General features: G+C 37.4%; 21 protein-coding genes. 19 read left to right on the top strand and 2 right to left on the bottom strand.

All coding sequences use genetic code 11. The annotated features are described in order from the left end of the window. The first annotated feature begins 178 nt into the window (after nucleotides 1–178). From V8G61_RS00995 to V8G61_RS00910, 18 genes are all read left to right on the top strand, one after another. Nucleotides 179–364 carry a hypothetical protein gene (locus V8G61_RS00995; protein WP_394873559.1) on the top strand — a complete coding sequence of 62 codons (186 nt, stop codon included), beginning with the start codon at nucleotides 179–181 and terminating at the stop codon, nucleotides 362–364. A 152-nt stretch (nucleotides 365–516) separates the two neighbouring features. Continuing rightward, complete coding sequence (locus tag V8G61_RS00990) at nucleotides 517–846, top strand: HesB/IscA family protein (protein WP_394873558.1); 330 nt, start codon at nucleotides 517–519, stop codon at nucleotides 844–846. 16 nt (nucleotides 847–862) lie between these two features. After that, on the top strand, nucleotides 863–2,311 hold the full coding sequence (gene sufB, locus V8G61_RS00985) for a Fe-S cluster assembly protein SufB (protein WP_394873557.1): 1,449 nt from the start codon (nucleotides 863–865) through the stop codon (nucleotides 2,309–2,311). A gap of 57 nt (nucleotides 2,312–2,368) precedes the next feature. Further along, the gene (gene sufC, locus V8G61_RS00980) at nucleotides 2,369–3,121 is read left to right on the top strand and encodes a Fe-S cluster assembly ATPase SufC (protein WP_394873556.1); all 753 of its coding nucleotides are present in this window, start codon (nucleotides 2,369–2,371) and stop codon (nucleotides 3,119–3,121) included. Nucleotides 3,122–3,132: 11 nt separating this feature from the next. Next, nucleotides 3,133–4,446, top strand: a complete 1,314-nt coding sequence (sufD, locus tag V8G61_RS00975; RefSeq protein ID WP_394873555.1) for a Fe-S cluster assembly protein SufD — start codon at nucleotides 3,133–3,135, stop codon at nucleotides 4,444–4,446. Nucleotides 4,447–4,541: 95 nt separating this feature from the next. After that, the gene (locus tag V8G61_RS00970; protein WP_394873554.1) at nucleotides 4,542–5,756 is read left to right on the top strand and encodes an aminotransferase class V-fold PLP-dependent enzyme; all 1,215 of its coding nucleotides are present in this window, start codon (nucleotides 4,542–4,544) and stop codon (nucleotides 5,754–5,756) included. 169 nt (nucleotides 5,757–5,925) lie between these two features. Further along, nucleotides 5,926–6,981 (top strand): zinc metalloprotease, encoded by a 1,056-nt coding sequence (locus V8G61_RS00965; RefSeq protein WP_394873553.1) that lies wholly within the window; start codon nucleotides 5,926–5,928, stop codon nucleotides 6,979–6,981. Nucleotides 6,982–7,067: 86 nt separating this feature from the next. Next, a complete protein-coding gene (locus tag V8G61_RS00960; RefSeq protein ID WP_394873552.1) occupies nucleotides 7,068–7,499 on the top strand; it encodes a hypothetical protein in 432 nt (143 codons plus the stop codon). A gap of 40 nt (nucleotides 7,500–7,539) precedes the next feature. Then, nucleotides 7,540–7,965, top strand: coding sequence for a SufE family protein (locus V8G61_RS00955; RefSeq protein ID WP_394873551.1), 426 nt, complete (start codon nucleotides 7,540–7,542; stop codon nucleotides 7,963–7,965). 25 nt (nucleotides 7,966–7,990) lie between these two features. Then, nucleotides 7,991–8,314 (top strand): DUF59 domain-containing protein, encoded by a 324-nt coding sequence (locus tag V8G61_RS00950; protein WP_394873550.1) that lies wholly within the window; start codon nucleotides 7,991–7,993, stop codon nucleotides 8,312–8,314. A 45-nt stretch (nucleotides 8,315–8,359) separates the two neighbouring features. After that, on the top strand, nucleotides 8,360–8,866 hold the full coding sequence (locus V8G61_RS00945; protein ID WP_394873549.1) for a DUF2480 family protein: 507 nt from the start codon (nucleotides 8,360–8,362) through the stop codon (nucleotides 8,864–8,866). Between the two features lie 14 nt (nucleotides 8,867–8,880). Beyond that, nucleotides 8,881–9,819 (top strand): DUF3078 domain-containing protein, encoded by a 939-nt coding sequence (locus tag V8G61_RS00940; RefSeq protein ID WP_394873548.1) that lies wholly within the window; start codon nucleotides 8,881–8,883, stop codon nucleotides 9,817–9,819. Nucleotides 9,820–9,997: 178 nt separating this feature from the next. Continuing rightward, complete coding sequence (locus V8G61_RS00935; protein WP_394873547.1) at nucleotides 9,998–10,363, top strand: response regulator transcription factor; 366 nt, start codon at nucleotides 9,998–10,000, stop codon at nucleotides 10,361–10,363. Nucleotides 10,364–10,380: 17 nt separating this feature from the next. Further along, nucleotides 10,381–11,487, top strand: coding sequence for a HEAT repeat domain-containing protein (locus V8G61_RS00930; protein WP_394873546.1), 1,107 nt, complete (start codon nucleotides 10,381–10,383; stop codon nucleotides 11,485–11,487). 2 nt (nucleotides 11,488–11,489) lie between these two features. Then, nucleotides 11,490–12,920 carry a glycosyltransferase gene (locus V8G61_RS00925; protein ID WP_394873545.1) on the top strand — a complete coding sequence of 477 codons (1,431 nt, stop codon included), beginning with the start codon at nucleotides 11,490–11,492 and terminating at the stop codon, nucleotides 12,918–12,920. Between the two features lie 11 nt (nucleotides 12,921–12,931). Next, nucleotides 12,932–15,358, top strand: coding sequence for a sulfatase-like hydrolase/transferase (locus V8G61_RS00920; RefSeq protein ID WP_394873544.1), 2,427 nt, complete (start codon nucleotides 12,932–12,934; stop codon nucleotides 15,356–15,358). 5 nt (nucleotides 15,359–15,363) lie between these two features. After that, nucleotides 15,364–16,617 carry a YaiO family outer membrane beta-barrel protein gene (locus tag V8G61_RS00915; protein WP_394873543.1) on the top strand — a complete coding sequence of 418 codons (1,254 nt, stop codon included), beginning with the start codon at nucleotides 15,364–15,366 and terminating at the stop codon, nucleotides 16,615–16,617. Between the two features lie 18 nt (nucleotides 16,618–16,635). After that, entirely contained in the window at nucleotides 16,636–17,187 is a 552-nt protein-coding gene (locus V8G61_RS00910) for a class I SAM-dependent methyltransferase (protein WP_394873542.1), read from the top strand. A gap of 4 nt (nucleotides 17,188–17,191) precedes the next feature. On the opposite strand, the gene hflX is transcribed toward V8G61_RS00910, so the two are convergent. Then, nucleotides 17,192–18,409: a GTPase HflX gene (gene hflX / locus V8G61_RS00905; RefSeq protein ID WP_394873541.1), complete on the bottom strand. Its 1,218-nt coding sequence runs from the start codon at nucleotides 18,407–18,409 to the stop codon at nucleotides 17,192–17,194. 50 nt (nucleotides 18,410–18,459) lie between these two features. Between hflX and V8G61_RS00900 the strand changes: the two genes are divergently transcribed. Further along, nucleotides 18,460–19,428, top strand: coding sequence for an endonuclease (locus tag V8G61_RS00900; RefSeq protein WP_394873540.1), 969 nt, complete (start codon nucleotides 18,460–18,462; stop codon nucleotides 19,426–19,428). Between the two features lies 1 nt (nucleotide 19,429). On the opposite strand, the gene V8G61_RS00895 is transcribed toward V8G61_RS00900, so the two are convergent. Next, the gene (locus tag V8G61_RS00895) at nucleotides 19,430–20,863 is read right to left on the bottom strand and encodes a DUF5689 domain-containing protein (protein WP_394873539.1); all 1,434 of its coding nucleotides are present in this window, start codon (nucleotides 20,861–20,863) and stop codon (nucleotides 19,430–19,432) included. Between the last annotated feature and the right edge of the window lie 3 nt (nucleotides 20,864–20,866).

The following is a 20,866-nucleotide window of genomic DNA, read 5'->3' as shown; positions in this document are numbered from 1 at the left end:
TCTCAAAAAACATGAATTTTTGTTTTCTCCAATCCTGTATTTCACAATTAAAAATCCTTGAAATACACAAAAACATCGACGAAATGCATTTTTTTGTGTTTTTCATCGAAAAGTTAATTTGAGAAAATCGCAAAACTAAAATTGTTTTCTACATTACACGCACCCTAAACCTACCGACATGAATAGACGAAACGCTAACAACCCGTTCTGCATGATTTTTGGCCATAATTACTTTGTTGAAGACCAGCAAAGTCATTCATCCAAACTGCGCTGTAAATGTTGCCGAAAAGAATTTACTCTTGACGACAAAGGCAATTTAATGGATGTAGCTCAAAATCAATTGGATTCGCTATTTTTCTCCTAACGACCTTTCTTAATTTTTCCTTAATTTTTTCTGCTGTTCAGTCTATAGTCAAAACCTATAAAACTATATGCTAATATAATGTTAGGTTTCGCTGTATTCCGTGACTTATGTTGTATATTTGTGCACTATTTAGATGAAATCTAATTAAGACTATGATAAAAGTTTCTGAAACAGCTAAAAAGAAAGTCATCGAACTAATGACCGATGGCGGCTATAACCCAAGCACTGACTACATTAGAGTGGGTGTTAAAAGCGGGGGTTGTTCCGGATTGTCTTACGATTTGAAGTTTGATAATAACGCTGCTGAAGACGATAAGGTTTTTGAGGATAACGATATCAAAATCATCGTAGACAAAAAGAGTTTCCTGTATCTCATTGGAACAACATTGGAATATTCAGGCGGGTTAAACGGCACCGGGTTCGTTTTCAATAACCCGAACGCCAACCGTACCTGTGGTTGTGGCGAATCATTTTCATTATAAAAATCAAGAAAGAATTATGTCGAAGTATACAGAAGATGATTTAAGGGAAGAACTTAAAACCAAAGAATACGAATACGGTTTTTATACCGATATTGAGTCCGATACATTTCCAAAAGGATTGAATGAGGACGTTGTTCGTGCCCTTTCAAAAAAGAAAGAAGAACCGGAATGGATGACCGAATGGCGTTTGGAAGCCTTTCGTTCTTGGGAAAAAATGACTGAACCTAACTGGGCGAATGTGCATTACAAAAAACCTAACTTTCAGGACATCTCCTATTATTCCGCGCCAAACAAAAAGCCGAAATATGAAAGTTTAGACGAAGTAGATCCTGAATTGCTGGAAACCTTCAGTAAGTTGGGAATTTCACTAGACGAACAAAAAAAGCTGGCCGGTGTTGCTATGGATGTTGTAGTAGACTCTGTTTCTGTAGCCACAACATTTAAAAAAACACTCGCCAAGAAAGGTATTATTTTTATGAGTATCTCGGAAGCTATTCAAAAATATCCGGATCTGGTAAAGAAATATCTTGGTACTGTTGTCCCGAAAAAAGACAACTATTATGCGGCATTAAATTCCGCAGTATTTAGTGATGGTTCTTTTTGCTACATCCCGAAAGGGGTAAGATGCCCGATGGAATTATCAACGTATTTCCGTATCAATCAAGCTGGTACAGGACAATTTGAGCGCACTCTGGTGATCGCAGATGAAGGGAGTTACGTAAGTTACCTGGAAGGCTGTACAGCACCAAGTCGTGACGAAAACCAATTACACGCAGCCGTTGTGGAATTGATCGCCATGGACAATGCTGAAATTAAATACTCTACAGTACAAAACTGGTTCCCTGGAGATGCTTCAGGTAAAGGTGGCGTTTATAATTTTGTAACTAAACGTGGTTTATGCGAAAAGAACGCCAAAATTTCCTGGACGCAAGTGGAAACAGGTTCTGCAGTAACCTGGAAATACCCAAGCTGTATATTAAAGGGTGATAACTCAGTAGGTGAGTTTTATTCGATCGCTGTAACAAATAATTATCAGCAGGCCGATACCGGTACCAAGATGATCCATTTAGGCAAAAACACAAGATCAACGATCATATCTAAAGGTATTTCCGCAGGGAAATCCCAAAATAGTTATCGTGGATTAGTACAGATAAGCCCCAGAGCTGAAAACGCCCGTAACTTTTCACAGTGCGATAGTTTATTAATGGGCAACGAATGTGGTGCACATACCTTCCCCTATATTGAAGCAAAAAATAAAACTGCAAAAATAGAGCACGAGGCTACAACCAGTAAAATTGGTGAAGACCAAATATTCTATTGTAACCAACGCGGTATTGATACCGAGAAGGCTATCGCCTTAATTGTCAACGGTTTTAGTAAAGAGGTTTTAAATAAACTACCGATGGAATTTGCTGTTGAAGCACAAAAATTACTGGAAATAAGTTTAGAAGGCAGTGTTGGATAAGCCACTAAACAAAAGAAAATTAAAAAAGAATACGATTAAAATAGAGAGCAAATAACGATGTTAAAGATTCAAAATTTACACGCAAGCGTAGAAGATAAAAGCATACTGAAAGGTATTAATCTGGAAATTAAACCTGGAGAAGTTCATGCGATCATGGGCCCTAATGGCTCAGGTAAAAGCACTCTAGCCTCTGTAATTGCAGGAAAAGAAGAATACGAAGTTACCAAAGGTGAAATTCTTTTTGAGAACGAAGATATCGAGGAGCTGGCTCCTGACGAGCGCGCTCACAAAGGCATCTTTTTATCATTTCAATATCCGGTAGAGATTCCAGGTGTAAGCGTTACTAATTTCATGAGAACTGCCATCAACGAAACACGAAAGGCTCAAGGCTTAGATGATATGCCAGCTAAGGATATGTTAAAACTCATCCGTGAGAAATCAGAGCTTTTAGAGATCGACCGTAAATTCTTATCGCGCTCAATAAATGAAGGCTTTTCCGGTGGTGAAAAAAAACGTAACGAGATTTTCCAAATGGCCATGCTAGATCCGAAATTAGCGATTTTGGATGAAACCGATTCCGGTTTGGATATTGATGCTTTGCGCATTGTAGCTAACGGAGTAAACAAATTAAAAAGTAAAGACAATGCTGTGCTTGTTATAACACACTATCAGCGATTGTTAGATTATATCGTTCCAGATTTTGTTCACGTATTAGTGAATGGGAAAATTGTGAAATCGGGTACTAAAGAACTGGCACACCAGTTAGAAGAAAAAGGATACGATTGGATTAAAGAAGAAGTGAACGCTTAAGAATGGAGCAAATGGATTTAAAGGAAAAATTAATAACATCATTTATGGTTTTTGAAGACCGCGTGGATGTCGATAATTACGTGCACGATCTGCGTTCTGAAGCTATAAAAATATTCGAGGAAAAAGGATTTCCTTCCAAAAAGGATGAAGAGTGGAAATACACCTCACTCAAGTCTATTTTGAAAGAAGATTATACTGTATTTCCAAAAGATGAAAATGCGTTGGATTATAATGCAGTAAGAAAATATTTCATTCACGATATCGATAGCTATAAGATCGTATTTATCGATGGAAAATATTCCTCACATCTATCGCAAACCACTCACGACGGGATGGATATTTGCCTGATGTCTGCGGCGATCGCCAAGCCAAAATACCGCCTGGTTATCGAAAATTATTTCAATAAAGCATCAGGCAAAGATAGCCTTTCGTCTTTAAATACGGCATTTTCTTGCGAAGGAGCATTCATTCATATTCCAAAAAATAAACTGGTTGAAAAACCCATTCAAATAGTACATTTCTCAACCGGAAATGAATCTGCAATTATGTTACAACCTCGTAATTTAATTGTGGTAGATGAAAACTCGCATGTACAAATCATAGAGCGTCATCAAAGTTTGAATAATAATCCGGTTTTAACTAATAGTGTTACCGAAATTTTTACCAATAAACGCGCCATAGTTGATTACTACAAAATCCAGAACGACACGCAAAACGCCTCGCTTATAGATAACACGTTTATCAAGCAAGAGCAAGAAAGTGTAGCCTCCGTGCACACCTTTTCTTTCGGTGGAAAACTCACCCGAAATAACCTGAACTTTTACCAAAACGGCGAGCGTATTGATTCAACGCTTAAGGGCGTTACCATTATAGGCGATAAACAACACGTGGACCACAACACCATGGTACATCACGCTCAACCAAATTGCGAAAGTCACCAAGATTATAAAGGCATTTTCGGCGATAGTTCTACAGGTGTATTCAACGGCAAAGTTTTGGTTGAAAAAGAAGCTCAAAAAACCAATGCCTTTCAGGCCAACAACAATATTTTACTAAGCGATAAAGCCACGATAAACACCAAACCACAGCTTGAAATTTTTGCAGACGATGTAAAATGTTCCCACGGCTGTACCATTGGCCAGCTTGATGAAAGTGCGATGTTCTACATGCAAAGTCGCGGTATTCCGCACAAAGAGGCCCGCGCCCTGCTTATGTATGCCTTTAGCAACAACGTGCTCAGCTCGGTAAAAATTCCCGAGATCAAACACCGCATCACTAAGCTTATCGCAAACAAATTAGGCGTTCGTATAGGCTTCGATCTTTAGTCTTTTACGAAGCTATTTCCCGCTATCCGCTGTATCTTTTTTGGGTTAAAACCACAAAAAAGGATGCCGCTGCTATCGGGGCTAAAACAAAATTTATGTTCGACGTTAATACCATACGAAACGATTTTCCAATACTTTCAAGAAAAGTACACGGTAAACCGCTCGTATATTTTGACAATGCCGCAACCTCACAAACACCGCAACAGGTTATCGATGTCATTGTTGACTATTACAGTAATTACAATGCCAATATCCATCGTGGAGTACACTCTCTGAGTCAGGAAGCCACCGATCTTTACGAACAAGCCCGAAAAAAAATCCAGGCCCATTTCAATGCGAAGAAGTCGCACGAAATTATTTTCACTTCAGGAACAACACACAGTATCAATTTAGTGGCTCACGGCTTTAGTAGTCTTCTAACAAAAACCGATGAGATCCTGGTTTCTGCTCTGGAGCATCATAGTAATATTGTGCCGTGGCAAATGCTGTGCGAGCGTACCGGTGCAAAATTAAAGGTGATTCCCATGAATGATAATGGAGAGCTTGTACTTTCAGACTTCGACGCCTTATTATCTAAGAATACCAAACTGGTTTTTGTGAACCATGTATCAAATGCATTAGGAACCGTAAATCCCATCGAATACATTATTGGAAAAGCGCATGAAGTAGGAGCAGCTGTTCTTATCGACGGCGCCCAATCTTGCCCACATATCAAACCTGATGTACAAGAACTGGATGTCGATTTTTACGTAGCCTCAGCACACAAACTTTGTGGTCCAACCGGGGTAGGAATGCTTTATGGTAAAGAAGAATGGTTAAAAAAACTACCGCCCTACCAAGGTGGAGGTGAAATGATTTCCGAAGTGACATTCGAAAAAACCACCTATGCCGACCTACCACATAAATTTGAAGCAGGTACACCAAACATTTGTGGTGGAATTGCCTTTGGTGCAGCCCTGGACTATATGAATGCTATTGGCTTTGAGGCTATTGCTGCCTACGAAAAGGAATTATTAGATTACGCTACAAAACAACTATTAGCCATCGAAGGTCTTAAGATCTATGGAACCTCTGAACATAAAACAGCTGTGATCTCTTTTAATTTGGAAGGCATTCATCCGTATGATGTCGGAACTATTTTAAACCAGCAAGGCATCGCTGTTCGCACGGGTCATCATTGTGCGCAACCCATCATGGACTACTACAATATTCCCGGAACAATACGGGCGTCCTTTTCCTTTTACAATACCAAAGAAGAAATTGATGCTTTAGTCGACGGGGTAAAGAAAGCCCAAAGAATGTTATCATAGAAGTAGTAATCCCCTCACATAATAATTCTTAAGCAATATTTCAATTTTATGGGAAAGTTTTTTCATTTTTGTTAAATTCTCTTACTTTTCGGCGAAAAAATAACGAAAACTTTGAAAATTCTGCATTAGTTTCTATCTTCATTGACGACTAATAAAAACTATCAAATAAATGAAAAAATTATTTTTAGGTATGGCAACCCTAGCCCTACTGTTATCGTCCTGCGACAACGACAAATCAACCATTAATCCTAGTCAGGATATTGACATGAGCGATTTTACTGTTTACACGCCCGAAGCCGAGCTCACGGCTAAGACAGCCGATGGTAAAAGCAACAAGAAAGCTTGCTACACCATGAACGTTTTAAACAGACAACTTCAGGAAAACCCTGGTCTGGAACAAAAAATGTATGCTATTGAGTATCAAACCAGAAAATTTATTGCCTCCAAAAAACCCGAAGGCGCGGGTAATGGCGGTGGAGGAAATGGTGAAACAGATGTGGATGTACTACCCATTGATGATAATTTAGGAACCATCAATATTCCTGTATATATACACATTGTGTATCCAGATGCTTCAACTATTACAGATGATCAAGTAACTACTCAGATGGCAACTTTAAATGACGATTTTGTAAATCCACATATCGATCAACTTCCCGAAGGAACCACTTTTGCGAATGATGCCACAAACGCCGGATTTAGTTTCAGCGTAGCCGGTGTATTCAGATACAACGATCCAACCTCCTCATGGGGAACTAACGACGCTGTAAAAGCAGCTTATCCGCCTATTACACCGGAAACCCATATGAATATTTGGGTTTGCAATATCGGTGGTGGAATCTTAGGATATGCGCAATTCCCGGGTGGTAATCCTTCTACTGATGGTATTGTTCTCGGCGGTGCTTATTTCGGAACTACAAGCGGTGCGTATGGTTTAGGAAGAACTGCTACGCATGAGGTAGGTCACTACCTGAATTTACGTCACATCTGGGGTGATGGTCCTTGCCGTTTCGATGACTTTGTAGAGGATACTCCTGCTGCAGGAAGTTCAAATGGTGGATGCCCAACATTCCCTTCCGTGAGCTGTAAAAGTGCTGACATGACCATGAACTATATGGATTACACCTTCGATGCATGTATGTATATTTTCACCGATGGTCAACGCAACAGAATGCGTGCACTCTTTCAATCAGGTGGTGCAAGAGCTACTTTTGTTAGTAATTAAAAATAGTAATACCATAATAAAATTTAAAAAGACGCCAAAAATGGCGTCTTTTTTGTATCATTAAACAGAATAAACCTGCATTCATTATGAAATTTGTTTTCATCTTTTTATCCCTTTTAGTAACAGAAAACCGTTGCTGTAATTCCTCAAAGATCAATCAGGAAGCATTAACATTTCAATATACTGCGGTTTCAAGGGGACTCTTTCAAAATATCACTATAGATAAAAAGCAAATCAAAATAATTTCCGCCAGAGGCGAAAAAGCCGTTGAAAAACCCTGTCCTGATAAAATCTGGCAAACACTATTAAACACTTTGGACTCCATAGATGTTAAATCTTTAGAAAACCTTAAAGCACCGTCAGAAAGCCGTTTTTATGATGCTGCAGCACATGCCAGCTTAAGCATTATTTATGAAGGAAAAACCTATAAAACACCATCCTTCGACCATGGTAACCCCCCTGAACCTATCGCTAATCTGGTAAAAGCCATTCAATCTGTTTCAGAAAATATTGAATAGCTAACTTTGTTATTGTATTTTTGCATAAAAATTTGTGATTGTGACTATTGAAGAGATACAAAATGAGATTATTGACGAATTTTCAATGTTTGAAGATTGGGAAGAACGTTATCAATATATGATAGATCTTGGGAAAGATTTACCTTTGATTGACGACCAATACAAAACGGATGATCATATTATAAAAGGATGCCAAAGTAAGGTTTGGGTTCATGCTGAATTAAAAGAGGATAAAGTTCATTTTACCGCCGATAGTGATGCTATTATTACTAAAGGCATCATCGCTATTTTAATTCGAACGTTTTCAGACCATCGTCCTGAAGATATCATTAGTGCTAATACCGATTTTATCGATAAGATCGGTTTAAAAGATCACTTGTCGCCAACCAGAGCGAATGGTTTGGTAAGTATGATCAAACAATTAAAGATGTACGCTGTAGCTTTTAATGCACAGTTAAATGCCTGATCGGATAAATTAAAAAAAGAAAATTATGAATGACACTATAGATACTGCTGAATTAGGAGAAAAAATAGTAAATGTTTTAAAGACCATTTACGATCCTGAAATCCCTGTGGATATTTACGAACTCGGACTTATTTACGACGTTCTGGTAAATGAAGATCATGAGGTGAAGATCTTAATGACCTTGACCACACCAAATTGTCCTGTCGCTGAAACCTTACCTTTAGAGGTTGAGGAAAAAGTGAAATCTCTAAACATGGTAAAAGATGCTGAAGTAGAAATCACCTTCGACCCACCTTGGACTCAGGATTTAATGAGCGAAGAGGCGAAACTGGAATTGGGTATTTTGTAATATCCTTTTTAGCCTTCTATTTCAATCTAAAACTATATATACCGTATGCAGGAAGAGATTATTAACCGCGTCGCGAACAGTAAACTGGTTACCTTAAACCTTGAGGACTATTACCCTGAGGGCAAACGCGTGCTGTTTGATATTAAAGATTGGTTGTATGAAGGTTTTGTCTTGCGTGAAAAAGAGTTCAGACAGCAGGTGGCTGAATACGACTGGTCTGAGTATACGGATTGCTACGTTGCTCTAACCTGCACCTCGGATGCTATTATTCCGGGTTGGGCTTATTTGTTTTTAAGTTTACAACTGGCAGACATCGCAAAAAAAGTGATCATCGGAGATTTAGAAGCCCTTGAAACATCGATCTATCAGGATGTTATTCAAAGCCTTGATGTTTCAGATTACAAAGATAAACCTGTTATTATTAAAGGTTGTTCAAAAAAACCAGTACCGGAAAACGCCTATATCATGTTGGCGACAAAATTAAAACCCATATCTAAATCTATTATGTATGGTGAAGCATGTTCTTCAGTTCCTTTATTCAAAAGAAAATAAACCCCTTTTTTGATATGAAAAAAATATTACTATTTACTTTTATCGCACTGCAGGTTGCATCTTTAGCAGCTCAAACCAAAGAAGAATTAAAAGCTCAAAAGGCAGAAAAACAAACTGAAGTGAAAGTGGCTCAAGGCGAGCTGAATGCAATTCAGGCAAAAATTGATGCCCTACCAGGCTGGCGTCTAAAAGCATTCGGTGTTATTGGAGGCAGTTTATCAGAGTTTAATAATTGGTACGCACAAGGCGCGCCGAATAACAGTTCGGGAAACATCGGTATAACGGTGAATGCATATGCTAATTTAATTCAGCCAAAATATTTTTGGCGTAATAATTTAAATACCAATTTAAAATGGGTAAAACTGGATAATAAGGATATTGCAACAGATGATTCAACCTTTAATCCAACTACTGATGTGTTTAATATTTCATCTCTGTATGGTAGAAATCTAACAAACAGTTTCGCCCTCTCAGGCATGATGGAATACCGAACCACACTTCTTAACAATTTTAATGATCCAGGCTATCTGGATGTTGGTGTTGGTGGCACATGGACCCCCATTGCCAATTTAGTTGTAACCATGAATCCTTTAAACTACAATTTTGTATTTAGTAAAAATTCGACTGTATTTGAATCATCGCTAGGTGCAAAAATTGTTGCAGATTATACCAGAGAAATTGGGGCTATTAATTTCAAAACAAATTTTTCAACCTTTCAAAGCTATAAGTCTAGTGATCTTTCCAATTGGACCTGGATCAATACCTTTAGTTATACCTTATGGGAAATGATTGGTGTAGGATTCGATTTTGGATTGCGTAGTAATAAACAAGAAGCTTTAAACTACCTACAAAATTTACCAATCACACTTGGAGGTGATCCTAATGCTACTTTTGATAGTGTTGATAATAAACTACAAACCTACTATACGATCGGTTTAAGTTATAATTTCTAATAAAATACCTCTCCTGTTGTAAAATATAAGAAGTCGCCAAGTGCGACTTTTTTTACGTCTTATCCTGAAATTTAATAATATTTGATAATGAAATACATTTAATCCTATTTTTTTGTATTTCGTCGGTTAATTTTACTATCTTGCTCACCTGTTTCATTGTAATAATAATTCATGCCCCATGAGTAAGAAAAAAATCGTTTTAGCTGAGGACAACTCTACGTTAACAATGCTTTTAAAGTTTAGATTAGAAAAAGAAGGCTACGAATTATTTCCTAGTGTTGATGGAAAAGAAGCTTTAGAGTCGATAGAAGCCAATCAACCGGATCTGATTATAACAGATATTATGATGCCTTTTATAAGTGGTTTAGAAGTGATAAGCCATGTACGGAATAAACTAAATTCTCAAGTTCCTATAATTGTATTCTCGTCAGCTGGCCAGGAAGAAATGGTATTAAAAGCCTTTGATCTTGGCGCAAATGATTTTATGGGAAAACCTTTCAGTCCCAACGAATTGGTCATCCGGGTCAAAAAACTGATAACGTAAAAAGATCGTAAGTAACTATGATGGAGCCCCAAAACATTCTTACTACTTATAATAATCTCCCCTACTTCATTCAAATAGCATGGGTAACAAGTGCTTTGATACTAATTGCCATCGTTTTTCTCACCATCTACTTGAAAATCTGGAGAGCTTCAAATCGAAAAAAAGAAACCCAAAATCAAAAGGGTAAAACCGAGTTGGAAAGTTTATTAGTAGAATATCTTTACACCCAGCACGACAACCCAAATTACTTATCTGAACGGCAATGGGAAATTATAGGTGAATTGATCGATCCGATCAAAGTAAGTTGGAAACGACGAATCATTATAAAAACCCTATATAACTTACTGGATGAGGTTTCTGGAGAAATGTCGGATATCATTAAAAAATTATATTTCCGAACCGGCCTTTATAAATATGCCGTTGCCAAACTTCAGGCTAAAAAATGGCATGTTATAGGGAAAGGTATCGAGGAATTGACACGATTTAAAGTCATCGAGGCGAGTGAACGTATTAAACCCTTTACAGCGCATCCTAGAGACGAGGTTCGAAAGGAAGCACATATTTATATGGTGAGCTTGTTTAGTTTCGAAGGACTTTCCTTTTTGGACAATATTAAAGAACCTATATCGGAATGGGCTCAAATAGAAATTTTAGAAACCTTGCATCACATTGAAGATCAAAATATTTGTGACATCAAACCCTGGTTAAAATCAGAGAATCGTTATGTGGTTTTATTCGCTTTGAAATTAGCGAAGGTCTATAATCAATATGAGGTCAATGAAACCCTAGTAGAACTTTTATCGCACGAAGATAAAGAAATCAGAATCCAGACTATAGAAGTTTTAACACAATTATATGGTATTGAGGCCAAAGAACTCTTGAAGGCCAACTTTAATGCGTTAAGCCTGGAAGAACAAATTAGTTTCTTCGAACTGCTGGAAAAATTAGTGATGCCAAATGATGAACCGTTCGTTGAAAAACACCTATTCCATAAAAATTTCGAAATTCAACTTTTAGCCCTTAAAATCCTAAAATCTATCAACCTAGACAAATTCTTGAATATCAAAGAAGAAACTACTACAAATAGTAATCCAGATATTCTTGCATTCGTGAACAACCTATAATTATGGATACCAGTACCGTAAAAATTATATTAAACATATTACACTTTTTGTTCTTTGGATTTGCTTTTTTGTCTATACTATCCTATATCGTTTTATCCTTTATATCAGCGCGAGAGACTATAGAATATGCCAAGAAAAATAGCTTCGTGAATTACAAGGATATTTTATCCTCTCCCATGGCACCGACCATAACCATAATAGCCCCTGCCTACAACGAAAGCCTGAATATCGTAGAAAATGTAAGGTCCTTATTATCTAATCATTATTCAAATTACGAGGTTATAATAGTAAACGATGGCAGTAAGGACGACAGTCTGCAAAAATTAATAGAAGCTTACAATCTTGAAAAAGTGGAGTTTATAATTAATCAAAAAATAGAGACCAAATCATTACGAGCAGGCGTTTTTAAATCTAAAAATCCCGCCTTCGAAAAATTATTAGTAGTAGATAAAGAGAATGGCGGCAAAGCAGATGCCTTGAATATGGGGTTGAATATTAGCAAAAGTAAATATGTAGCTTGTATCGATGTTGATTGTTTGCTTCTTGAAGACGCCCTACAAAAAATGATAAAACCATTTCTGGAAGAAACCAAAAAAAGGGTTATTGCCACCGGGGGTGTCATAAGAATTGCCAATTCGTGTAAGATTAAAGGCGGACGTCTATTGGATATTAATTTACCAAAAAACTTATTAGTACAATCCCAAATTTTAGAATATTTAAGAGCCTTTTTATTGGGTAGAATGGCCTGGAGCCGACTGAATGGTCTATTGGTTATTTCTGGCGCCTTTGGCATTTTCGACAAAGAGATCGCTATTAAAGTTGGAGGTTATGACACCAATACCGTTGGTGAGGATATGGAAATTATTGTTCGTATGAGACGCTATATGGAAGAGCAAAAACAACCCTACAAAGTCTCTTATATTCCGGACCCCTTGTGTTGGACAGAAGCTCCTGATAATGTAAAAACCTTTGTGTCGCAAAGAAACCGATGGACCAGAGGCACTATTGAAACCCTGAGAAAACACCGAAAAATTGCTTTTAACAAGAATTACGGTTCCTTTGGGTTACTTAGTTATCCTTACTGGCTGATTTTTGAGCGATTATCACCGATAATCGAAGTTGTTGGATTAGTGTATTTCATGGTTCTCGTAGCCCTAAACGAAGTGCGTTGGGAATATGCTATTTCATTCTTGGTGCTAGCCTATACGTTTTCTGTTCTATTTTCAATAATAGCGATCTATTCTGAAGAATTTACATTTCATCAATATAAGAAAAAAGGCAACGGAATTAAGCTCGTGTTATTAACGGCCTTGGAACCTATTATTTTACATCCCATAATATTATATGCCGCTATTAAAGGTAATTACGATTACTATTTTAATAAAACTAAAAAATGGGGAACCATGACCAGAAAAGGACTAGCCTCAAGTTAAAATAACCAACAATGACCCTTACATTACCTAAAGAAAATCTTATAAAATATGCCTTTGCTATATTAGCTCTAACCACGGTTTTTTGGCTTATTAGTATCACTGAAGTCATATTATCCGATACCTATCAGAGCAATTACTTAAGTAGTATCGCATATAAACTTTCCAATGATTTTTGGACCGGTTTAATCATTGGGTTCATTCTTTTTCCTGTATTCTATTTGTTAAATGTTCTGGCAAAAAGAAAAGCCGTTCCTATTATAATAGGCTTATTAGTTGTCATAGCCCTTCTTCAATTTTCTTTAGTTGAATATAGCTTAACAACTAAAGTGAATTTAGGTGCTGATATCCTAGGGTACTCCTTTGATGATGCTTTTATGACAGTCTCGAAATCCGAGTCCTTTTCCTTAAGTTACTTTATTCCATTTATCGTATTTCCATTAGCCTTAATCCTTTTTTACAGGCTTTATCAAAAACGTATATTGGATAAGACTTTGGGAGCGATTGGTCTTGTTATGATCATCATTTTCGGTTGTATTAAACTTGTTTTTTCTGACACTTCAAATGACCGTAATGAAAATAAGACGGCCTTTTTATTCAGTGATGTTATCGAATATCAAAATGAACAACGTCGCTTGAACGGATACGGCTTTGCAGACCGAACGGATTATCCGCTTTTAAGGGATTTCAGTTCAAATACTGATGTGTTATCATCATTTTTTGATCTAAAAACAAAAAAACCAAACTTTGTTTTTATTGTGGTAGAAGGTCTGGGCGGCGAGTTTGTCGATAACAATATTTACAGTGGCTTTACTCCATATATCGATTCGCTAATTCCACAGTCACTATACTGGAAGAATTTTGTGAGTAATACTGGACGTTCATTTGGAATTTTACCGGCACTATTTGGCTCGCTTCCTTATGGCGACAAAGGCTTTCTGGAGAAGAGTCCAATTCCGTCACATCTTTCTCTTATTAGTATCCTTAAGGCCAATAATTATCAAACCAATTATTTTTCGGGTGGGCCATCAGAATTCGATAGAAAAGTCAATTTCCTAGATTATAACGGTGTTGATAATATTGTTGATGTTCACAAGTACGAGCCTGAATACAAAAAAACAGATAGCGACGACCAGGGCTTTTCATGGGGGTACCCGGATAGTGCTATTTTCCAAAAAACACTGAATACCTTAGACCCTGAAAAGGAACCACGCCTGGATATTGTTATGACCATTTCGTCTCACGAACCTTTCATTTATCCAGATCAGGAAAAATACATGCACGAGGTAGATTTAAAATTAAATACCTTACAGAAATCTGATGAGATCAAAACCTTAATAGAAAATAATAAATCTATTTTCGGATGTCTCTTATACACTGATGCATCCTTAAAATCATTCATGGAGGCTTACAAAAAACGCCCTGAATACGAAAACACCATATTTGTAATAACCGGAGACCACAGGCTTATTCCTATTAATCAAAAAGATAAATTGTGTCGTTTTCATGTTCCTTTTTTAATTTACAGCCCTCTATTAAAGGCACCGCAGGCCTTTAATTCAATCTCGTCGCATTTAGATGTAACCCCAAGTTTTTTACAATTACTTTATGCGAATTATAACATGAATCCGCTTGAAAAAGTAGCCTGGCTTGGAAAAGGTTTAGATACCACCAAAGCCTTTGTGAATCATAAAAAAATTCCATTGATGCGTTATAAAGGCAGTATCAATGATTTTATTTATGATGATTATTTTTATTCAGATGGTGAATTGTATAAAATTAAGTCCGACTTTGGATCCTATAAAGTGAATGAGGAATTACTTCATGAATCAGTGAGAGATTCATTAGACGCATTCAAAAAAATGAATGCCTACATTACTAGTCACAACAAAATATACCCTGAAAACCTTAATGTTTATGCCACTCCTAATACGCAGTTTACAGAAGCTCAGATAGCCAAAATCAAGTCGCTTTCTGAAGGAAAGACCTTTGATGAACTTATGGTCATTTCACGGGATCTAGCCATTGATAAAAAATATAAAACAGCCCGTTTACTTTGCGATTATATTATTAATGAGCACCCCAATTATACGGATGCCCGTGTTTTAAAGGGCAGAACACTCGCCTGGGAAAAGCTTTATAATGAGTCTGAAGCAGTTTTATTACGAACCTTGAAACGTTCTCCAAATTACGAGGACACCTATGCTGCTTTATTAGACCTTTATTGGTGGTCAGACCAAGAGAAAAAATCAGATTCCATTTATAAAAAAGCATTAGAAAATAAGATTAAAAGCCCTCAATTGGATTTCAAAATAGCCAAAGCTTATAAGCGATTACAAGAAACTGAAAAAGCAAAAATCATCATGGATCGTTTAATAGCTCTTTATCCGGAAGTTTCAGATTATAAGGCTTTTGGAAACACTCTAAATCAACCGCAATAAAACCCATGAAAAATATAGTTTTCATTATATTAATATTAGCCGGCGGTTCTTTCGCCTACTGCCAAACGCAGGAATTCAAGGGCGATCCTGACCGTGCTTTTGAGGTTGCTCGAGAGTTGGCCTTCAATAAAAAACGAAAACAGGCACAGGACACCTTGCTATTGATCCTCACAAAATACCCCGATTACCATGACATTCGGTCCTTTTTGGGCACTACCTATTCATGGGATGGTGACTATAAAAAAGCGCGTAAAGCTTTTGATTATGTTTTAGAGCGAAGTCCTGAACGATTGGATACCTGGATGGCAACCATTAAAAATGAACTTTGGACCGGAGCTCCAGCAGAGGCCATTCAAAAGGTAAATACGGCTTTAGACTATTTTCCGGAAAATGTTGAATTGATATATTTGAAAGCATCAGCACAAGAAGCCGCCAACAACCCTGAAGATGCACTGCGTACTATAGAATCAAATTTGGAACGTTATCCAGATCACGAAAAATCTCAAATTTATCAAACCAACCTTAAAACCAGATTAAGTTTAAATACTATAGGACTACGATCGGCCGTCGATTTGTACTCAGAGCGGTTTGATCCTATGCAGTATTACACACTACGCTACGGAAAAGCGACCAAATATGGAAGTATTCAGGCGAGACTGAATTTCAATCGTAGGTTCGCCTCGAACGGTCTTCAATTTGAAGTAGATCTTTACCCCAGAATCACTACAGGACTATATGCATATGCCAATTTTGGATATTCTGAATCTTTCCTGTTTCCGGATATCCGGTATGGTGCGGAATTGTATAAATCACTTCCAAAAAGTTTTGAAATCTCGGCAGGTTTTAGAGCCTTGCAATTTCAAACAACTACAACTATTTATACCGGTTCCATAGGTTGGTACAACAAGAATGACTATTGGGCATTACGCGGTTATCTTACTCCCGGAGAGCCGAAAGCCAGTATGTCGGGAATCCTTACATTCAGACATTATCGCTCTGATGTGAATAATTATTTTAGTATTGATGTAGGCGCCGGATTTTCACCTGAAGAAAACCGATTTAATTTTAACAACAACCAAAATGCCATTGTAAAATTACAATCGCAAAAATTGAATTTGGGATACTATTTTTCTTCAAAAAACAAAAAAAATTTATGGGGCACCCAAGCCGGTATTACACGTCAGGAAAATAATTTAAATTACGGTTCATACTTTTGGATTTATTCATTTTCATTATCTTGGGATTTAATGTTCAAATAAAAACACCAAAGACCTACAATGAATCAAAAACTGAAGACGGCATTCGCCTTCGCGAAAAATATATTTGAAACCGGAGCTATAACCGAAACCAGCAGGGAAGTTGAAATTGATATTTGCAAACATCTTTCAAATGCAAAAGGGAAGGTTTTTGTTGAATTTGGAATTGGCCATGGAAATATTACTCAAGAAATTCTGAATAGTATTTCTCACACATCCAAATTGTACGCCTTTGAGGTGAATAAAGAGTTCTGCGAACATGTTAGGGAAACTATTACAGACGAACGCTTAATCGTTATAAATGATGGTGCTGAACAAGTAAAAAAGTATGTGAAGGGACCTGTAAGTGGTGTGGTCTCATCCATCCCATTTTCATTTTTTAGTAATGAAAAAGCCAAAATTATTTTAGAAAATGCTTACGAATTGCTGGAAAATGAATCCTATTTTAGTCAGGTACTTTATACCAAATTCAATTTCAAGAAATTTCAAATGGTATTTGATGAATGCAAATTAACCTCCAATAAAAAACTACTTACCGAGTACATTTATCACTGTAAAAAAATAACAGTCTAAAGGCCTAATTCATTTCCTCGTAGTTGTAATCCGGATATAAAAAATTATTATATGGGAAACGTGTTACATGAATAGCTCGCACCTCATCGTACACGCGTTTTTTAAATTCTTCCAGATTTTCTTTCTTGATAGCAGAAATAAATAAGGCATTTTCACCAATTTTATTCATCCAGGTACTTTGCCATTCTTCAAGGGTATAGTGCCTCGAGGTTTTTTCGGTCTCCAGATCGTCCTGATCTAATGGCTCAGCTTCATAGGCGTCAATTTTATTGAACACCATAATCGTAGGCTTATCACTGCTATCAATTTCACCAAGCACCTTGTTTACCGATTCGATATGTTCTTCAAAATTAGGATGTGAAATATCAACGACATGCAGCAACAGGTCGGCTTCACGAACCTCATCTAGCGTACTTTTAAAACTATCTACAAGTTGTGTAGGCAGCTTTCGAATAAATCCTACTGTATCACTCAATAAAAACGGTAAATTTTGAATTACCACTTTACGAACTGTGGTATCGAGCGTTGCGAATAGTTTGTTTTCGGCGAATACATCACTTTTACTAATCACATTCATCAAGGTCGATTTTCCTACATTCGTATATCCAACCAAAGCAACCCGGACCATTTTACCACGGTTCCCGCGCTGCACGGCCATTTGTTTATCAATTGTTTTAATGCGCTCTTTTAAAAGGGCAATCTTATCACGTACGATACGGCGGTCGGTCTCGATCTCGGTTTCACCGGGTCCACGCATTCCAATACCCCCTTTTTGGCGCTCAAGGTGCGTCCACATACCTCTCAACCGGGGCAATAAATATTCGCATTGGGCTAGTTCTACCTGTGTTCGGGCATAACTTGTTTTGGCACGTTGTGCGAAAATATCGAGAATCAGATTGGTTCGGTCTAAAACCTTTACATTCAGTATTTTACTAATATTCCGTTCCTGTGCAGCCGATAATTCATCATCAAAAATGGCAGTTGTAATATCGTTTTCTTCGATATACTCGCGAACCTCATCCATTTTACCCGACCCAATAAAGGTCTTCGGGTTGGGCATATCCATCTTCTGGGTAAAACGTTTTACCGCATAACCCCCTGCTGTAAAAGTTAAAAATTCCAGTTCATCCAAATACTCTTTCAATTTGGTCTCATCTTGATCGTTTGTAACGATCCCTATTAATACTGCTTTTTCTAAAGCGATATCTTTCTTTTCTATCATACGGCAAAGTTAATCAATTATAGCTATTTTAGTTTTTATATTTTTGAATTATGTCTGACCCAACCGACGAACCCTCCGTGCAACATAACATGCAGACCATTGGATTCTACAATCTAGAAAACCTTTTTGATCTAAAGAATAACCCGAATACGAACGACGATGATTTTCTTCCTATGTCATCAAGACGGTGGACCCCTAAACGATATAACAATAAACTTAGAAAATTGGGTTTTGCAATAGCTAATATTGGCCGCGCAGAAACAGGAAAACATCCTGCTCTGGTTGGTTTAGCCGAAGTTGAAAACGCCAAAGTGCTGAAAGATTTACTTGATTCAGAATATCTAGCGACCTATTCCTACGATTTTGTTCATTTTGACTCTTTAGATGAGCGCGGTATTGATGTCGCATTAATTTACGATACCAATATTTTTGATATTTTACATACGGAAACCTTTGGTGTTTTACTTACCGATGAGGACGGAACTCCCGATTTTACCCGAGATATATTATTAGTCTCCGGTTTATTAGATGGCGAAAAAATACATCTCATTATAAATCATTGGTCATCACGACGTGAAGGTCTAGAACAAACGGCTCCTAAGAGAATGGCCTCAGCAGAAAGGGTGGGGTATATCATTTCACAAATTCGTAATAGTGATGAAGATGCTAAAATTTTGGTTTTAGGCGATTTTAATGATGAACCCAAAAGCGAAAGTATTCGATACCTAGTTAATAATTACCAACTTTACAACCCGATGGAAAATTTACGCTCCTTTAAAAGAGGTACGGTACATTTTAAACGCCAATGGTTTTTATTTGATCAGATTTTAGTTAGCACCCCGTTCTTTAAGCCTTCCAGAACGCAATTCGAATTTAGTAAAGCCGACATTTTTGACGAAGATTTTCTGAAACTCTTCAAGGGGCCATTCAAAGGCTCGCCATTTAGAACCTATGTGGGTGCCAAATATAAAGGTGGTTATAGCGACCACTTTCCGGTATATACCATCTTAAAAAAATAGGTTATTCCCGATAATTTATACTGACTTCGTCCAATTCGTACACTCCGTCAAAACTCTCCAGACCGCCACCAGTATATTTAAAAGCGATATAAATGACTCCGGATAAACAGCTTAAATTAACCGCACCAGAATTGAACCAAGGGGCAAAAGCGTCAGTGTCTTTTACAATATAGGCATCCTGAAGATTCTTCCATGTTGCGTCACTTATGGTTTCTTGACGGCCATCCCAGTCTGAGGAACAAAGCACCTCCATAAAACTGCTATCTGCTCTACTATTTGAGGTTTTAAACCGAAGGGTAACACCATTGTAAAGATCAAGATCCACCGATGGTGTAATGAGCCATCCAATATTACTAACATCTCCCGAACTTGAAGCATCAAATCGCGCCGAACGCCCCAAAGAAGCATTTGACGAACTGGAAGAAAAGGCTTTCCAACCAACACTTCCCTCTTCTATATAATTAATCCACCCCTGTCCTTGAATTAAATCGTTGTTTTTTTGCGATTCAAAATCATCAAAAAATAAAATGCCCGAACCAATAGTTTCTGCTAAACCACAGGAAATCGTTTCCCGATCGCAGCGCTCTGAGGTTTCATTTGTGATAGCCGCTATACTATTTATAGAAAGAACATAAAAATCATCTCTGAAATCCCGACTGAAAACACCTTGAATATCAAAGGTTCCCTGAGGGACTAATCGAGCTTTAAAATCGGCAAAAGTGCTGGTCTGCAAAATACTCGTAACGCCTGATTCGCAGCTTTCCAATCGGCGTAAACCATCAAACTCATCAAACGATTCCGCCGCAAAACTCACGCCTAATTCTGTTTGGTTTAATTGCACCTCACTTAGAGCGATCAAGGTATTTTCATCGGCTTCGGTTAAGTTTTGCCAGGCGGAAGTTTTAGCTTTAATAGGAACAATTTCTGAACTTCGCAAAACAACAGACTTGAATGTAGCAGACTGAATTGGTTCTACAGTAGCGTCACCTCCTTTTCCCAAGGTCAAAACACCTTGAGTTTCGCCTATGGTAAGATCATTTAATTTCACATAAACTTTCTGGCCGAAGGAATAAATATCCGATAAGCTAGGGACATTAATAGCCAGTTTGATACCAAGTCTGGGGTCATTTTCGGGATCAGAAGCATCGGTTTTGTTTTGGATAATTAATTCCTTAAAAAAATTACCAGAACGATCTGATGAGATCACATAACCTTCAATATAGAGATCTACATCGCTTTCTATTATAACTGTTTCTTTTCCTGAAGTTTCCGCCTGTTCGTATAAAGACTTTACAACTTTAAAGGTTGTGAGTTGTTCCTTTGGAATATCTGGGTCATTAACAGATCCCTCAGGAATGATGAAGGGACCGTCCTGAACACAGGACATTAAACAAAAACTTAAAAAAATAATCAATAAGTAAAATATGACTTTCATCGA

Source organism: Gaetbulibacter sp. M240 (genome assembly GCF_043876815.1).
Lineage (GTDB): Bacteria > Bacteroidota > Bacteroidia > Flavobacteriales > Flavobacteriaceae > Gaetbulibacter_A.
The sequence above is the reverse complement of the archived record's forward strand: the minus strand, read 5'-3'. Positions and strand labels throughout refer to the sequence as shown.

Excerpts from the sequence above, each read along its gene's own strand:
- V8G61_RS00920 (WP_394873544.1), top strand. The coding sequence starts at position 12,932 with ATGACCCTTACATTACCTAAAGAAAATCTTATAAAATATGCCTTTGCT.
- V8G61_RS00940 (WP_394873548.1), top strand. The coding sequence starts at position 8,881 with ATGAAAAAAATATTACTATTTACTTTTATCGCACTGCAGGTTGCATCT.
- V8G61_RS00945 (WP_394873549.1), top strand. The coding sequence starts at position 8,360 with ATGCAGGAAGAGATTATTAACCGCGTCGCGAACAGTAAACTGGTTACC.
- V8G61_RS00960 (WP_394873552.1), top strand. The coding sequence starts at position 7,068 with ATGAAATTTGTTTTCATCTTTTTATCCCTTTTAGTAACAGAAAACCGT.
- V8G61_RS00990 (WP_394873558.1), top strand. The coding sequence starts at position 517 with ATGATAAAAGTTTCTGAAACAGCTAAAAAGAAAGTCATCGAACTAATG.
- V8G61_RS00910 (WP_394873542.1), top strand. The coding sequence starts at position 16,636 with ATGAATCAAAAACTGAAGACGGCATTCGCCTTCGCGAAAAATATATTT.
- sufC (WP_394873556.1), top strand. The coding sequence starts at position 2,369 with ATGTTAAAGATTCAAAATTTACACGCAAGCGTAGAAGATAAAAGCATA.
- sufD (WP_394873555.1), top strand. The coding sequence starts at position 3,133 with ATGGATTTAAAGGAAAAATTAATAACATCATTTATGGTTTTTGAAGAC.
- V8G61_RS00925 (WP_394873545.1), top strand. The coding sequence starts at position 11,490 with ATGGATACCAGTACCGTAAAAATTATATTAAACATATTACACTTTTTG.
- V8G61_RS00915 (WP_394873543.1), top strand. The coding sequence starts at position 15,364 with ATGAAAAATATAGTTTTCATTATATTAATATTAGCCGGCGGTTCTTTC.
- V8G61_RS00965 (WP_394873553.1), top strand. The coding sequence starts at position 5,926 with ATGAAAAAATTATTTTTAGGTATGGCAACCCTAGCCCTACTGTTATCG.
- V8G61_RS00895 (WP_394873539.1), bottom strand. The coding sequence starts at position 20,863 with ATGAAAGTCATATTTTACTTATTGATTATTTTTTTAAGTTTTTGTTTA.
- V8G61_RS00935 (WP_394873547.1), top strand. The coding sequence starts at position 9,998 with ATGAGTAAGAAAAAAATCGTTTTAGCTGAGGACAACTCTACGTTAACA.
- V8G61_RS00995 (WP_394873559.1), top strand. The coding sequence starts at position 179 with ATGAATAGACGAAACGCTAACAACCCGTTCTGCATGATTTTTGGCCAT.
- V8G61_RS00930 (WP_394873546.1), top strand. The coding sequence starts at position 10,381 with ATGATGGAGCCCCAAAACATTCTTACTACTTATAATAATCTCCCCTAC.
- sufB (WP_394873557.1), top strand. The coding sequence starts at position 863 with ATGTCGAAGTATACAGAAGATGATTTAAGGGAAGAACTTAAAACCAAA.
- hflX (WP_394873541.1), bottom strand. The coding sequence starts at position 18,409 with ATGATAGAAAAGAAAGATATCGCTTTAGAAAAAGCAGTATTAATAGGG.
- V8G61_RS00900 (WP_394873540.1), top strand. The coding sequence starts at position 18,460 with ATGTCTGACCCAACCGACGAACCCTCCGTGCAACATAACATGCAGACC.
- V8G61_RS00970 (WP_394873554.1), top strand. The coding sequence starts at position 4,542 with ATGTTCGACGTTAATACCATACGAAACGATTTTCCAATACTTTCAAGA.
- V8G61_RS00950 (WP_394873550.1), top strand. The coding sequence starts at position 7,991 with ATGAATGACACTATAGATACTGCTGAATTAGGAGAAAAAATAGTAAAT.